Origin of the sequence: Rhodophyticola sp. (assembly GCF_965284195.1) — a bacterium.
Classification (GTDB): Bacteria; Pseudomonadota; Alphaproteobacteria; order Rhodobacterales; family Rhodobacteraceae; genus Rhodophyticola.
This window is the reverse complement of record NZ_CBDIRM010000001.1, coordinates 1,957,091-1,969,900: the sequence shown is the minus strand read 5'-3', so window position 1 is coordinate 1,969,900 and position 12,810 is coordinate 1,957,091. Positions and strand designations below refer to the sequence as shown.

The 12,810-nt window shown below is 63.0% G+C and carries 14 protein-coding genes; 3 read left to right on the top strand and 11 right to left on the bottom strand.

All coding sequences use genetic code 11. The annotated features are described in order from the left end of the window. Positions 1-35 precede the first annotated feature (35 nt). Positions 36-233: a CsbD family protein gene (locus ACQ651_RS09795; protein ID WP_227284735.1), complete on the bottom strand. Its 198-nt coding sequence runs from the start codon at positions 231-233 to the stop codon at positions 36-38. A gap of 117 nt (positions 234-350) precedes the next feature. Here ACQ651_RS09795 and ACQ651_RS09790 point away from each other — a divergent pair, with 117 nt between their 5' ends. Next, on the top strand, positions 351-1,430 hold the full coding sequence (locus tag ACQ651_RS09790; protein WP_375551923.1) for an AI-2E family transporter: 1,080 nt from the start codon (positions 351-353) through the stop codon (positions 1,428-1,430). On the opposite strand, the gene ACQ651_RS09785 is transcribed toward ACQ651_RS09790, so the two are convergent. The 4 genes from ACQ651_RS09785 to ACQ651_RS09770 are packed head-to-tail and all read right to left on the bottom strand — an operon-like array spanning position 1,364 to position 5,366. Further along, positions 1,364-2,908: a phospholipase D-like domain-containing protein gene (locus ACQ651_RS09785; RefSeq protein WP_430449155.1), complete on the bottom strand. Its 1,545-nt coding sequence runs from the start codon at positions 2,906-2,908 to the stop codon at positions 1,364-1,366. The genes ACQ651_RS09790 and ACQ651_RS09785 overlap by 67 nt on opposite strands. A 6-nt stretch (positions 2,909-2,914) precedes the next feature. Further along, entirely contained in the window at positions 2,915-4,648 is a 1,734-nt protein-coding gene (locus ACQ651_RS09780; protein WP_430449154.1) for a sensor histidine kinase, read from the bottom strand. Beyond that, positions 4,648-5,205 (bottom strand): RNA polymerase sigma factor, encoded by a 558-nt coding sequence (locus ACQ651_RS09775; RefSeq protein WP_430449153.1) that lies wholly within the window; start codon positions 5,203-5,205, stop codon positions 4,648-4,650. The genes ACQ651_RS09780 and ACQ651_RS09775 overlap by 1 nt, the downstream gene beginning before the upstream one ends. Continuing rightward, on the bottom strand, positions 5,202-5,366 hold the full coding sequence (locus ACQ651_RS09770) for a NepR family anti-sigma factor (RefSeq protein WP_158598932.1): 165 nt from the start codon (positions 5,364-5,366) through the stop codon (positions 5,202-5,204). Before ACQ651_RS09770 ends, ACQ651_RS09775 begins: the two co-directional genes overlap by 4 nt. A 101-nt stretch (positions 5,367-5,467) precedes the next feature. Between ACQ651_RS09770 and ACQ651_RS09765 the strand changes: the two genes are divergently transcribed. Next, positions 5,468-6,280, top strand: coding sequence for a response regulator (locus ACQ651_RS09765; RefSeq protein WP_227285196.1), 813 nt, complete (start codon positions 5,468-5,470; stop codon positions 6,278-6,280). Between the two features lie 147 nt (positions 6,281-6,427). On the opposite strand, the gene ACQ651_RS09760 is transcribed toward ACQ651_RS09765, so the two are convergent. Together ACQ651_RS09760 and ACQ651_RS09755 are read right to left on the bottom strand one after the other, a co-directional pair. Continuing rightward, positions 6,428-6,598 carry a DUF1328 domain-containing protein gene (locus tag ACQ651_RS09760; protein WP_121897020.1) on the bottom strand — a complete coding sequence of 57 codons (171 nt, stop codon included), beginning with the start codon at positions 6,596-6,598 and terminating at the stop codon, positions 6,428-6,430. Positions 6,599-6,724: 126 nt separating this feature from the next. Next, positions 6,725-7,090: a hypothetical protein gene (locus ACQ651_RS09755; RefSeq protein ID WP_430449152.1), complete on the bottom strand. Its 366-nt coding sequence runs from the start codon at positions 7,088-7,090 to the stop codon at positions 6,725-6,727. A 98-nt stretch (positions 7,091-7,188) separates the two neighbouring features. Between ACQ651_RS09755 and ACQ651_RS09750 the strand changes: the two genes are divergently transcribed. Then, positions 7,189-7,917, top strand: coding sequence for a Crp/Fnr family transcriptional regulator (locus tag ACQ651_RS09750; protein WP_227284721.1), 729 nt, complete (start codon positions 7,189-7,191; stop codon positions 7,915-7,917). A 45-nt stretch (positions 7,918-7,962) separates the two neighbouring features. Here the strand turns inward: ACQ651_RS09750 and ACQ651_RS09745 are convergent, their stop codons facing one another. From ACQ651_RS09745 to ACQ651_RS09730, 4 genes are all read right to left on the bottom strand, one after another. Then, positions 7,963-8,880 (bottom strand): YihY/virulence factor BrkB family protein, encoded by a 918-nt coding sequence (locus ACQ651_RS09745; RefSeq protein ID WP_227284719.1) that lies wholly within the window; start codon positions 8,878-8,880, stop codon positions 7,963-7,965. 391 nt (positions 8,881-9,271) lie between these two features. After that, positions 9,272-10,114, bottom strand: a complete 843-nt coding sequence (locus tag ACQ651_RS09740; RefSeq protein WP_227284717.1) for a formate/nitrite transporter family protein — start codon at positions 10,112-10,114, stop codon at positions 9,272-9,274. Between the two features lie 180 nt (positions 10,115-10,294). Further along, on the bottom strand, positions 10,295-11,272 hold the full coding sequence (locus ACQ651_RS09735; RefSeq protein ID WP_430449151.1) for a 2-dehydropantoate 2-reductase: 978 nt from the start codon (positions 11,270-11,272) through the stop codon (positions 10,295-10,297). Next, the gene (locus ACQ651_RS09730; protein WP_430450321.1) at positions 11,269-12,807 is read right to left on the bottom strand and encodes an acyl--CoA ligase; all 1,539 of its coding nucleotides are present in this window, start codon (positions 12,805-12,807) and stop codon (positions 11,269-11,271) included. The genes ACQ651_RS09735 and ACQ651_RS09730 overlap by 4 nt, the downstream gene beginning before the upstream one ends. Between the last annotated feature and the right edge of the window lie 3 nt (positions 12,808-12,810).

Sequence of the window (12,810 nt, the reverse complement as noted above, 5' to 3'; positions counted from 1 at the left end):
CTTCTCGCCTGCGAAGGCGCCGATTTCGTCGAGCGTCACATCTTCTTGATCCACTCGTCGACTTCCTTGCGCGCCTCGTCTTTGGTCTTGCCGTATTTCTGCTGGATCGCGCCTTCAAGCTGTTCGCGGTTGCCTTCCGCCTGGTCCAGCTCGTCATCGGTGAGCTTGCCCCATTGTTCCTTGGCACGGCCCTTGAGTTGTTTCCATTGGCCTTCGATTTGATCCCAGTTCATAGCAGCGCTCCTGTGTTGCGATGTAGTGTCAGGATAACGCTGGATCGGGTAAACTTGTTCCTCTCTGCCGGGAACTAATCCGCTTCGGATCGCGTTAGGCAAAGAAAAGGACATATCATGAGCCGTTCGCGCGTCGCCTCTCTGCCGGTCTGGTTTCTGGCAGCTTTTGCAGTTGTGGCTGCGCTGAAACTGGCATCAGCCATCCTTGCACCCATTCTGCTTGCCCTCGTGATGGGTGTGGTTCTGTCGCCGGTCACCCGGCGCATCGACCGGTTGGGCGCGCCCCGCGCGCTCAGCGCTTTCTTCGCGCTGTTCGCGTCGATCCTTTTCCTGCTGACGTTGTTTGTCCTGCTGGAGCCCGTTCTCAGCAACGCGATCCGCCGGGCCCCGATCATCTGGGAAGAGCTGCGCGAGATCGTCAGTAATGTCCGTTACGCCCTGCGCGGTCTCGATCAGGTCACAGCCGAGGTGGCGACAGCGTTGAGCGACACGCCGCAGGCCGTGCCCGAGAGCGGCAATGGCGGGGAAGACGAGATCGCGCTGCCCAGCATCACCGATGCGCTGTTCCTCGCGCCCGGATTTGCCGCAGCGGTGATGATTTTCGTGGGCACGCTCTATTTCTTCCTGCTGGCCCGCCGTGAGGTCTATGACTGGATCAGTTCCAGCCGCGATGTCCCCCTGAGCACGGCCGACATGCTTGAGGCCGAGCGCGAGGTGTCCCGGTACTTCCTGACGATCTCGGTGATCAACGGCTGTTTCGGCCTTCTGGTCACCGGCGTGTTGCTGCTTCTGGGTATGCCCTATGCGCCGCTTTGGGGCTTCGTTGCGTTCCTGATGAATTTCATCCTCTATCTTGGCCCCGCGGTCTTTGCGCTGGCGCTGCTTCTGGGCGGTCTGGTGGCCTTCGACGGGCCGATGAGCTTTGCGCCCGCCGCGGTCTATCTGCTGATGAACATGACCGAAGGCCAGTTCGTGACACCCGCGCTTGTCGGGCGGCAGATGTCGGTGAACCCGCTCATGGTGTTTCTGTCGCTGGTGTGCTGGCTGTGGCTCTGGGGGCCGGTCGGCGGGGTCATCGCCATCCCGCTCCTGGTCTGGGGGATGGTGTTGTTCAAGCGCAGCCGCGCCGCTCAGACGACTTCCTCGGGCACACCGGGCAAGTTGCGGCCAAACCGTTTGGCGGGCGCCAAGGGGTAGGGCAGCACGAAACCGGTCCGGTCCTCGGGCGGGGTGTTCGCATTCCTTTGGGCAAGCTCCCGGAATGCGCCCACAAGCGTCGCGGGGTCCAGGTATCTGTCCTCGGCCTGATCGGGCAGCCAGTGCTGCAGGCACCGGATGCGCAGCTCCCGAACGGTCGCCGGATCCTCCAGCAGGACGCCGACTTCCGTATCCCAACGCATGCTGCGCCCGTTCAGGTTGGCCGAAGAGATGATGGCCGTCGTTTCATCGAAGACCGAGACCTTGGAATGCAGATAGATGAGCGGCGCGCCCGCAACGGAGGCGCGGCCCGCTTCGGCGGTTTCGCGCGGCTGGCCCGGGGCCATCACGAAGGCGCGCGGCCCGAACGCGTTTCCCACCATTTCGACGCATTTCGCCTGCAGATACTCGCCATAGCGCGAGTCGCCCTTTCTTGCGCCTTCGAACGCCACTTCTTCGGGGGCCGCAGGCAGCACAAGCAGCAATTGAAGATCGGGGGTCTCACGCGCCCGCCTTGCCAGAGCCTGCGCGATGGGACGGCTGCGCAAAAACTGCGTTTCAAGATAGATCAGCGTCCTCGCGCGCGCGATCTGTTCCAGATGCGCCGTTTCGATTTCCGACAGCACGGTCTTGGGCGACATCCGGAAGGCCTGCCGTTCGTGCCGCGTCGACAGCGTGCGGAGCAAGCGGGGCTGATGCGACGGAGGTTTCTTTCCGGCCACCACATCGCGAAGTTCGTCAAGATGCCGTCTGGCCGCATGCGCAACCGGTCCGTGCAGAAGGATCTGCATATCCGCCCAGGTTTCCGGGCCGGGCTGATCGTGCTCGGGCGTGTCGAAACGGCGGTCGTCCAGATCGAGCCCGCCGATGAAGAGCGTGTCATCGTCGAAAACGGCGATTTTCTGGTGATGGGTGGCCGGCACCAGCGGCGGGATCGGCCAGCGTCGAACCTTCAGATCGGGATGCGTCCCGCGGATATGGGGGACAAGACCCGGCATCAGGGCCAGATCGGCTTCGGCCTCCTCGCGGGTGCCGGCATTCAGCCGGTCCAGCTCTTCGCGGATCTCGCCCAGAATCTTCGGCCAGAAGAACAGGCGCGGCACGACCCCGAGACGTGAGGCATGCATCGACGGGATGACCTCCAACAACTCGGGGCGGCCCGCGCGTATGGCCGCCTTGCGCAATTGATGGGCGGAGCGCCAGGTTGCGCGATGCAGGGCAGGGCGCACGACCGGATCGAAATCCGACAGGATCAGGCGAAAGCGAATGCCACGGGCAAGGGTGTGGGCGACAAGATCGGCCCATGTCGACCCGACCGACAAGGCCTCCCTGGAGTGAAGGCGCGTTGCCGGATCGAAAACCCTGAACCCCGCCGAGATCGACTCCCTTGCGCCGAGAAAACAGCGCTCCAGAACCGGATACGCTTCCGCCGCCGTGATCATCAGGTGCGGCGCGGTGCCTGAATGGTTCTCCGGCACAGGCGGTCAGCCTTCTCTTGGTTCCGGGTCGAAATCTTCGAGATCGAAACTCGTTACCACTTTATATTCGTTGTTTGTGTCGCTGGTTTCAACGACCGCACCCAATTGGCTGGCAAAGGCGCGCACCAGGCGCAGGCCAAGCCCCGAACTTTCCGCATCCTTGGTCACCGCCTCGGCCCCGATGGAGTTGCGGAACACGAAAATTGCCTTTCCGGGCTCGGGCTGTTTCAGGCTTACCCGTATCCACGGGCGCGCGCCCTCGGCGGCGCCGGCATGTTTCAACGCGTTGGTGCCGAGTTCCGTCGCCAGCATCGACAGCGGCACCGCCTGATCGGGAAACAGGATGACGTCGTCGAAATCCATTTCGATATCCAGGTTGCTGCCGGGCGCGGCGCCGACGGCAAATACCTGGTTCAACAGCTCTTTGATCAATTCGCCGGCATTCGTGCGGCCAAGGTCTTCGGCCATGTAGAGGTTGCGGTGCACCGTCGACAAGCCCAGGATCCGATCCTGCAACTGTCGCAGGACGGCCCGCGTTTCCGGATGCTCCGCCGTGCGCATGTTCATGTTCATGATCGACGAGATCATCTGCAGGTTGTTCTTGACCCGGTGATGGACCTCTTTCAGCAGAACGTTCTTTTCGCGCAGCGCGTCTTCCATCTGCGCTTCGTCATCGAGAAGCGCGAAGGCCATCTGCACGAACGAGGTTTCCAGATCCTGCAATTCCTGCGCAGCGCCCGAAGAGACGGCCGTTTTCGGTATCCGCCGGTCGCGTGCGAAGGTTCGCATCTGATCGCTGAGGCCACGAACATACCGCCCCACAAGCCGGTCCACCGCGATATAGGCCACGAAGAGGCTGGCGACCCACATCATCAGCGGGAAGGCAGCGGTTGGCAGCGGCAGCATGCCACCCCCCAGACGGAACGCCTCGCGCGGCCAGCCCGCCAGCGCATAGACCACGCCGGGAACGACGGGCACGATGGCGAAGATCCTTTCTTCGCCGCTCTGGCTGAGATCGATGAATGTCTCGTCGGGCCGGGTCACGAGGTCTTCCAGTGTCACCGATCGCGGCAGGGAAATCGGATCCCCCTCAGCGCTGGCTTCGGTCGACAGGATGACGCCCTCGGCGTTGAACGTCACGACACTGTCGGGCCGCATGTCGGCCACCCGGTCGCCGCGGGCGGCCAGCGCCTCGGTCGAGAACGAGATCGACATGAAGCCCACGAAATCCGTTCCCTCATAGGTGGGAAACATCACATTGATGACCGAACTCGCGCTGACGGCGGGCGCTTCGATCAGATCGATATAGAGCCTCGGCGCGCTCATCCGCGTCTGGAAAAGCGGGTCGCCCGAAAAATCCACCGTGCGATTGGCGGAGGAGCATGTCACCAGACCCGAGATCGGCACGAAACCCACAAAGGAATAGCGCGGGGACAGGCCCACGTAATCGTCCAGGTAGTTGCTGCAGGCTTCGGGATCGTCGCGGATCAACTCCAGAAAGGGTGTCAGCGCCTCGGCGGTACCCACGGCACGTTCCAGCACCTGACGCTCGCCGAATGTCGCGCGTTCCGTCAGCGCAAGAAGGCTCAGTTCGGAACTGGTCTGCGCCTCGATGGCCAGACTTCGGGTCTGCACGACGCCCAGGATGCCGATCGGCAGCAGCGCCAGCGCCAGAAGCGCCGCCACACGAAACCGCAGCCTGCCGGAAACAGGTCGCCGGGCACGCTCCGTCTCGGACATCAGAACGCGGCTGGCCCGCTCGCCGTGACAACAGCGACAGTGGCTTTGTCGGTCAGTTCCATGGCCTCGTCCTCATCCAGATGCATCAGTTCCGCCAGACGTTTGCGGCCCCGGTTGGCCCGGCTCTTGATCGTGCCCACGGCCACGCCGCACATGTCTGCGGCTTCTTCGTATGAAAACCCGGACGCGCCGACAAGGATCAACGTTTCGCGCTGTTCGTCCGGCAACTGGATGAAGGCTTTGCGGAAATCGGTCAGGTGCAGGTGCCCGTCATGGGCGGGCTTTTCCGCCAGCCCTTCGGTAAAGGCGCCGTCAACGTCCGGCACTTCCCGCTTGGCCTTGCGACGGTTCGAATAATAGGTGTTGCGCAGGATCGTGAAAAGCCAGGCGCGCATGTTGGTGCCGGGCTGAAACTTCTCGATATTGCTCCAAGCCTTCACCACGGTGTCCTGCACCATATCGTCCGCCGTGCTGCTGTTGCGCGTCAGGTTTATGGCGAACGCCCGCAGAGCCGGCAGATGATCCACCAGCTCATCTCTGGGATCCGATTGGCTCATTTTTTGGAACCTTGACCTTTGGCCGCGTCCTGCGCCTTGAGTTGCGAGAGAAGATCCTTGAACCTGTCCGGCAGTTCTTCCTGAAGCTGATGTTCGAAAACGCGTTTCAGGTTCTCGTCGATTTGCTGCCGTGTCTTTGGGTCTGGTTGTTTGCTTGACATAAGTAGCCTGTAGGGTTTTCAGAAGTGCGCACCTTTGTGGGAACCAAACGTGGAGATCGGCGTTAGGTTCCACAGAAAGTCAAAAAAACTGGAAGGTCATGATGACACAAGAGTCCTCCCCGGTCGATCTGGCCACGGCGATTGGCACCGAACTCCCCTTTTTGCGCCGTTATGCGCGCGCCCTGACGGGCTCCCAGGACAGTGGCGACAACTACGCCGCCGCGACGCTTGAAGCGATCCTGGAAGATCCGTCGCTGATTGGCGAGCTGGACGCCAAGGTCGCGCTGTTCAAGGCGCTGCACACGATCTGGGCGAGCAGCCGGCAGATATCGGTCGGCGACGAGCAGACGGCGTTGGAGAAAGCCGCGCGCGCCCATCTCGACAGGTTGACCGAAAACACCCGCGAGGCGCTGCTGCTGCACACGATCGAGGGGTTCAACTTCGGCGATATCGCCAAGATCATGGATGTCGAACAGGCCGAGGCCGAGCACCTTGTGAGCGTGGCCCATACGGAAATGGCCGACAGTATCGCCGGCCGCGTCCTGATCATCGAGGACGAGCCGGTGATCGCCATGGATCTTGAAAACATGGTGAGCGATCTGGGCCATCAGATCACCGGTGTCGCCCGCACCCGGTCTGAGGCCGTTCGCCTTGGCGCGTCGGACAAACCGGATCTGATCCTGGCCGACATTCATCTGGCCGACAACTCTTCGGGGATCGATGCGGTCAATGACCTTCTGGGCGAATTTGGCGAGGTGCCGGTGATCTTCATCACCGCCTATCCCGAACGTCTTCTGACCGGTGAGCGGCCGGAGCCCGCTTTCATGATCGCCAAGCCCTATACCGAGGGGCAGGTGAAATCGGCGGTGAGCCAGGCGATGTTCTTTTCCAGCACCGAAACGCTCAAGGCCTGAAACGGCGACATCGCTCGAAGAATGCAAAAAAAAACGCGCCCTGCAGGATCCGCAGGGCGCGTTTTTGATGGTGGGTGCAGTTTCCGGGTGGCGACACAGATGGGGAAGACCGCCCGGATCGCCGACCCGGGATGCATGTCGCGGCATTTAGGGTGCGCGGCCGCGCAAGGCCCGCATGACAAGCGCCACGATGAACAGCACGATAAAGATGAAGAAGAGGATTTGGGCGATGCCGGCGGAGGCCGACGCGATGCCACCGAACCCGAGAACGCCGGCCACCACGGCCACGACGAAGAACAAGATTGCCCAATATAGCATGGTGTTTCCTTCCTAACTTGAGTGTCAGGCCACGGTGTGACCAATCATGGAAGGACAACGTGAGCGCCGGACAATGGTTCCATAGCGATCACAGGAGCGTTGGCCGCGCCCGATCAGGCCGGACGTTCAGCCTTTGATCCGGCCTGAATTCTGCCATTCGGCCACAAGTTCCGCGACCGACGTGTTGGTGAAGGGGGAGGACAGGAAAAGCGCCATCCGTTCGGTCGCGCTCGGCGTCTCGGGGCCACCGATAAAAACCGGTGTGCCGCCCAGATTGCGCACCTGCTCGACCAGATCGGCCACACCGACGGGCGCGCCGGGGGTTCCGAAGAAAACCAGATCGACCTGCGCTATTTCGGCCATGAGCCCGCGGGCGTCTTCCAGCGCTTCGGCGCACAGAATCCGCGCGCCCTCCGCAGACATTTGCAGAATCTCCGACAGATCCTGTCGAACGAACGGATCGGCTTCGATCACAACGAAAACGGGCGACATGTCTCAGTTCCTGGGTCTGGTGCTCGTTAACTTGATGGAACTATTTCCGTCGCGCCGCATTAAACTGTGACATACATACATAAGATATCTCGGGAATTATGGCGACGAAATGCAAATATTGCCCGCTGCGTAAGAGCCCTCTCTTCGTCACCCACACGGACGAGGACACGCGCTTCATGCAACGCTTCAAGGTCGGTGAACTGGTCATCGACCCGGGCACGACGTTGCTGATGGAAGGCTCGAAAAGCCCGCAGCTTTTCACGGCACTTCGGGGTATGGGCGTGCGCTACAAGACGCTCGAAACCGGGCAGCGCCAAGTGATCAATTTCGTTTTCCCAGGGGATTTCATCGGCTTGCAGGCCGCCGTGATGGGGGAGATGCAGCATTCGGTTGCCGCAAGCTCTCCGATGACGCTTTGTGTTTTCGACCGAACGGAGTTCTGGAATTTCTTCCGCTCCCATCCCGAACGCGCCTTCGACGTCACGTGGCTGGCCGCGGTGGAGGAACATTTTCTGGGCGAAGCACTGGCTTCGGTCGGGCAACGCAGCGCGACCGAAGCCGTGGCCTGGTCCCTGACGCGGATCATGCTGCGGGGGAAGGCGACGGGACTGGTGCAGAACCGGACCATGCCCTTGCCCTACCGGCAACAGGATCTGGCCGATGCGCTTGGCCTGTCGCTGGTTCACACCAACAAGACCCTCGGCAAATTGCGCGACCGTCAACTCGCCAACTGGTCCGACGGCTATCTCTATGTGAATGACATCGAGGAGCTTGCGAAGATCGCGCATATGACGGTGGAGGAGCCCATGGTCCGGCCGCTGATGTGAATGCCGGATCCGCCCGCTGCGGGTGGCATGCCGGATCGGGCGGGATCAGACTTCCTTATAGGTATCGGCGACGACGGCGCCCCGTTCCCCGATGGGCCGGTCCGGGCCGACCGTGCTGTCCATCTTGGTATGGCGCTCCAGTTCGGCATTGAAGGCCGCGCCAAGCAGCAAAAGGAAACCGCTGATGAACAGCCATATCAACAGCGCGATCACCGCACCGATCGACCCGTAGACTTCATTGTAGTTTCCGAAATTCGACAGATAGAGCGAAAACCCGGCCGATGCCGCGGCCCAGATCGTCACGGCCAGCACGGCGCCCGGCGTGATCCAGGGCAGCCGCGCCCCCCGCCGGTTCGGCCCGTAGCGATAGACAAGGCCCGTTCCCGCCAGCAACACCCCGATGGCCACCAGCCAGCGAACCACCTCCAGCGCAAGCGCGGCAAGAGTACCAAGCGGCAGGATTGCAAGGACGAAGGGCGTGACCACGACCGACGCGATCGAGATCAGAGCAACGAGGATCAGCGCCACGGTCAGCCCGAAGGCAGAGGCGTAATGGGCAAGCCCCCTGCGGTTGCGCTCGTCATAGACGGCGTTCATGCCGCGCATCAGCGCCGCCACGCCCGCGCGCGTGGACCAGAGCGCGAGCAGAATGGACAGGATCGTCGCCAGCCCCAGACTGTCGGTGCTGGCCGAGGCGAGTGCCGAGATCTGGTCGCCCAGAAGGGTGAAGACATCCTCGGGCAGGATGGCGCGAAACGCTTCCAGTTGCGGCATGATCGCCCGTGGGTCCCCGATCAGCCCCCAGATCGCGATGACCGCTGTGATGGCCGGGAAAATGGCCAGAATACCATAAAACGCGACCCCGGCGGAAATCAGGCCGAGGTTCTTCCGGTCGATCTGGGCGAAAACACGCTTCGACACCGCCCACCAGACAGGCCATCCATGGCGAGGAACAATCTTCATCCTACATGGCTCCGCATTCGGGGGATGACCCCGCCAGACCCGAAAAGGTCGTGCCATGGCGCGCAAGCACGATCATGGGCACAGGGCCGGCCCCGGTCGGAGGGCGGTGGTACGCCCGTTTGATCGGGGCGAAAGTGCGAGGCTGCTTGCGATACACGTCAATCCCTCCTGCCCGATTGGCCCGAATGCCGGCGCCGAGAACAGAGCCCGTCCGTGCTGCATATATAACGCTTAATCACCGGCATGTCGCGGGATCGGAAGTTTTGGACCGGCGCGGCCACGAGGGGACAGTCGGAAAAGGCCGCGCCGGTGGTGATACGAACGCTTGAGATGGGGCGTTCATCACCCGTCAAACGCCTGTCAGCCGGTTTGGTTCCACGGCAGGGCGAAGTTATTTTCCGGCATGCAGTTCATCCTTCACCTGCCCCCATGCCATCAGCGCGAATATCGCTGTGCCACCGACGATATTGCCCGCCAGTACGGGAAGGAAAAATCCGAACACCGCCTCGCCCAGAGGCAGCATGCCCTGCACCATCAGATAGGCCATTTCCACCGAGCCCGCGACGATATGGGTGAAATCCCCCGCGGCAATCAGCCATGTGAAGACCAGAATTATGAAAAAGCTGCTTTCTTCGGCCTGCGGCATCATCCAGACAATCGCGGCCACCAGAATGCCTGCGGGAATGGCCCGGAAGAAGCTGTCCACCGCCGGCATGCCGACCGCGTGTTCCGAGAGCGACATGATCGCGGGCGTCAGCTCCGCGGGCAGGGCGGGCGTATGGGCATAAAGTATCGCAATCGCGAAGGCGCCCACCACATTGGCGGACAGCACGATAGCCCACAACCGCGCGACGGCCCCGAACATGCGCGGTGTGGGGCGCGTCATCAACGGCAGAACGGTCGTGATGGTGTTTTCGGTGAAAAGCTGCATCCGGCCCAGAATCACCAGCAGGAAACCCAGGGAATAGCCCAGGTTTTCAAGCAGATATCTCTGCGGACTGTCCGGCAGATAGGTGCGGAAGATCGCCTCGCCCAGAACCGAAAAGCTGATCATGATCCCCGCGGCGATGCCTGACCAGATCAACGAACGGGTCGGGCGTTCCAGTTCTTCCACGCCGTCGCGGCGGATGACTTCATAGATCAGTTTGGGGGAAAGCTTCGCGGCGTCTTCGACCGAAGCCTCCTCCGCCGCCTGCTCGACACTGCTGTTCGTTTCGGTCTTTTGAACGGTCACTAAAAATCTCCGTCAGTTAAAACATGACATACCAACGCAGCCCGGCAGGTCCGGTTCCGGGCAATCTTCGGAACTTGTCAGCTCTGCCGTGCGTTTTACCGACCTGCTCAACATGCCGGCGCCGTCCGTGGGCGTCGGAGACAGCAGTTCGCAGCGACATTTGTCGACGATGGCGGTCCGTCAGGCGGCCAATCCGGCGGATTTCGCGCGCAGCCGGATCAGGGCCAGAACCGTATCGATTGTCGGGGTCTCGGTGCCGGTTACGCACCCCAGCTCCTGAACCGAGCCGACCAGCGCATCGATCTCCATCGGGCGGCCCGCATCGAGATCCTGCAACATGGAGGTTCTGTGCGCGCCCACCGCCGCGCCGCCGTCAATCCGGCGCTCCACATCGATGGGAAACTTCACGCCCAGTTTCTCGGCGATCGTCTGGGCCTCCAGCATCATGGCCCTTGCAACCGCGCGGGTGCCCGGATCGGTGCACAGCACGTCCAGCGTCGCATGGGTCAGCGCCGAGATCGGGTTGAAGGACAGGTTGCCCCAAAGCTTGACCCAGATCTCGTCGCGCAGGCGCGGGCGCACCGGCGCCTTGAGCCCGGCCGCCATGAGCGCCTTCGACAGCGCCTGAGCCCGGTCCGATTTCGAGCCGTCGGGCTCGCCCAGGGAAAACCTGTTGCCTTCCACATGCCTGATTACACCGGGTTCTGCCACCTCGGCGGCGGGATAGACGACACAGCCCAGAACCCGGTCGGGGCCGAAGCCTTCCCATTGCGCGTCGCCCGGATCGACCGAGTGCAGACGTGTGCCCTCCAGCGGGCCGCCGATCTTGTGAAAATACCACCAGGGAACGCCGTTCACGCCCGAGACGACCGTGGTGTCCGGCCCGATCAGCGGCTGCATCCGGCCGACGACGGGCGGCACCGAATGGGCCTTCAGCGTGATGATCACGTAATCCTGCGGCCCGAGCTCTTCGGGATCGTCGGAGGCGGTGACGGGCAGGGTCGTGCTCTGCCCGTCCTCGATCAGCGTCAGCCCGTTCGCCTGCATCGCGGCCAGGTGCGGCCCCCGCGCCACAAGGCTGACATCGGCGCCCGCCTCTGCCAGTTTCGCCCCCATATAGCCGCCGATGGCGCCCGCCCCGAAAATGCAGATCTTCATGAGGTCGCTCCATCCGCGAGCCCGAGTTTTTCGGCCAGCCCGATCCGTTGCAGCTTGCCGGTCGCGCCTTTCGGAATTTCGTCGAGGATCAGCACCTTGCGCGGCACCTTGAAGCCCGCCACCCGCTCCGCCGCGAAGGCGCGGATATCGGCTTCGGTCGCCTCGGCTCCCTCCTTCAGCACCACGGCCGCCGCGACGTCTTCGCCCAGTTTCGGATGCGGCAGGGCAAAGGTCACGACTTGCGCAACCGCGGGATGCGCGCTCAGCACGCCATCCACCTCCAGCGGGCTGACCTTTTCGCCACCACGGTTGATGATTTCCTTCAACCGCCCGGTCAGGGTCAGGTATCCATCGGGATCGAAGGTTCCCTGATCCCCGGTGCGGAACCAGCGCCGCCCTTCGGCCTCGAAGAAATTCTTGGCGTTGGCCTCCGGGTTCCCCTCGTAGCCGGGGGTGACGTTGGGGCCCGAAATCACCACCTCGCCCACACCGTCGGCAAGCCTGTTTTCGGTCTCGTCGGCGATGCGGACCAGCGGCCCCGCCGCCACACCGACCGATCCGGGCTTCTGGACGCCGGGCGGCAGCGGGTTGGAGGCCATCTGATGGGCGGCCTCGGTCATGCCGTAGCCTTCGATCACCGGGGCCGAGAAGGTCTCTGACAGGGCCTCCATCACCGGGCCGGGCAGGGAGGCGGAGGAGGAGCGCAGGAACCGCAGCGGCACGTCGGCGATGGTGTCGGCATTGCGCGGCGCGCGCGCGAGGATCGCCTGATGCATCGTCGGCACCGCCGTGTACCAGCTTGGACGCGCCTCGCGCATCCAGCCGAAGAACCGGATCGCGTCGAAGCCGGGCGCGCACCAGATCGATCCGCCCGCCGCGAGCGAAGCCGAAACCGCGGCGATCAGCCCGTGAATGTGAAAAAGCGGCATCACGTTCAGGCAGCGATCCGCGGATGTCAGATCGAGCGAGGCCCTGATATGCAGCGCCGAGGCCGCGACATTCGAGTGCAGCAACGGCACGATCTTGGGCCGTGAGGTTGTGCCCGATGTGTGCAGGATCAGCGCCACGTCGCCGCCATCGGGCAGGGTGCCATCGGTCTGGCCCGCCGATCCGTCCGCGCGGAGCGTGAACAGGCCCGCGGCGTCGTCGTCCCCGGCCTCCAGCCACAGGATCGTCAGGCCCATCTTTCGCGCGGCTTCGAAGGCCGGGCCGCTGTCTCCCGCCTTGAGGACCACCGCGCGCGCCCCGAGATCTTCAAGATAGAAGGCGAATTCCTCTTCGCGATAGGCCGGGTTCAGCGGGGCGGTCACAGCGGCCTGCGCGATGGTCACGAAGGCCGCGGCCATTTCGGGACCGTTGGGCAGGACAATGGCGACCCGGTCGCCCCGACCGATCCCGGCGGCGTGCAGCGTAGCGGCGACCGTGGCCGACAGATCGCGCAGTCCGCCATAGCTGAGCCATGTGCGGCCCGGTGCGCCAAAGGCGGGCGCGTCTGCATCCTGCGACGCGAACAGGGCGGCGATCGTATCGGTCATCTG

Coding starts and splice junctions, on each gene's coding strand:
- ACQ651_RS09745 (WP_227284719.1), bottom strand. CDS start 8,880: ATGAAGATTGTTCCTCGCCATGGATGGCCTGTCTGGTGGGCGGTGTCG.
- ACQ651_RS09770 (WP_158598932.1), bottom strand. CDS start 5,366: ATGTCAAGCAAACAACCAGACCCAAAGACACGGCAGCAAATCGACGAG.
- ACQ651_RS09775 (WP_430449153.1), bottom strand. CDS start 5,205: ATGAGCCAATCGGATCCCAGAGATGAGCTGGTGGATCATCTGCCGGCT.
- ACQ651_RS09765 (WP_227285196.1), top strand. CDS start 5,468: ATGACACAAGAGTCCTCCCCGGTCGATCTGGCCACGGCGATTGGCACC.
- ACQ651_RS09755 (WP_430449152.1), bottom strand. CDS start 7,090: ATGTCGCCCGTTTTCGTTGTGATCGAAGCCGATCCGTTCGTTCGACAG.
- ACQ651_RS09790 (WP_375551923.1), top strand. CDS start 351: ATGAGCCGTTCGCGCGTCGCCTCTCTGCCGGTCTGGTTTCTGGCAGCT.
- ACQ651_RS09735 (WP_430449151.1), bottom strand. CDS start 11,272: ATGAAGATCTGCATTTTCGGGGCGGGCGCCATCGGCGGCTATATGGGG.
- ACQ651_RS09780 (WP_430449154.1), bottom strand. CDS start 4,648: ATGTCCGAGACGGAGCGTGCCCGGCGACCTGTTTCCGGCAGGCTGCGG.
- ACQ651_RS09760 (WP_121897020.1), bottom strand. CDS start 6,598: ATGCTATATTGGGCAATCTTGTTCTTCGTCGTGGCCGTGGTGGCCGGC.
- ACQ651_RS09730 (WP_430450321.1), bottom strand. CDS start 12,807: ATGACCGATACGATCGCCGCCCTGTTCGCGTCGCAGGATGCAGACGCG.
- ACQ651_RS09750 (WP_227284721.1), top strand. CDS start 7,189: ATGGCGACGAAATGCAAATATTGCCCGCTGCGTAAGAGCCCTCTCTTC.
- ACQ651_RS09795 (WP_227284735.1), bottom strand. CDS start 233: ATGAACTGGGATCAAATCGAAGGCCAATGGAAACAACTCAAGGGCCGT.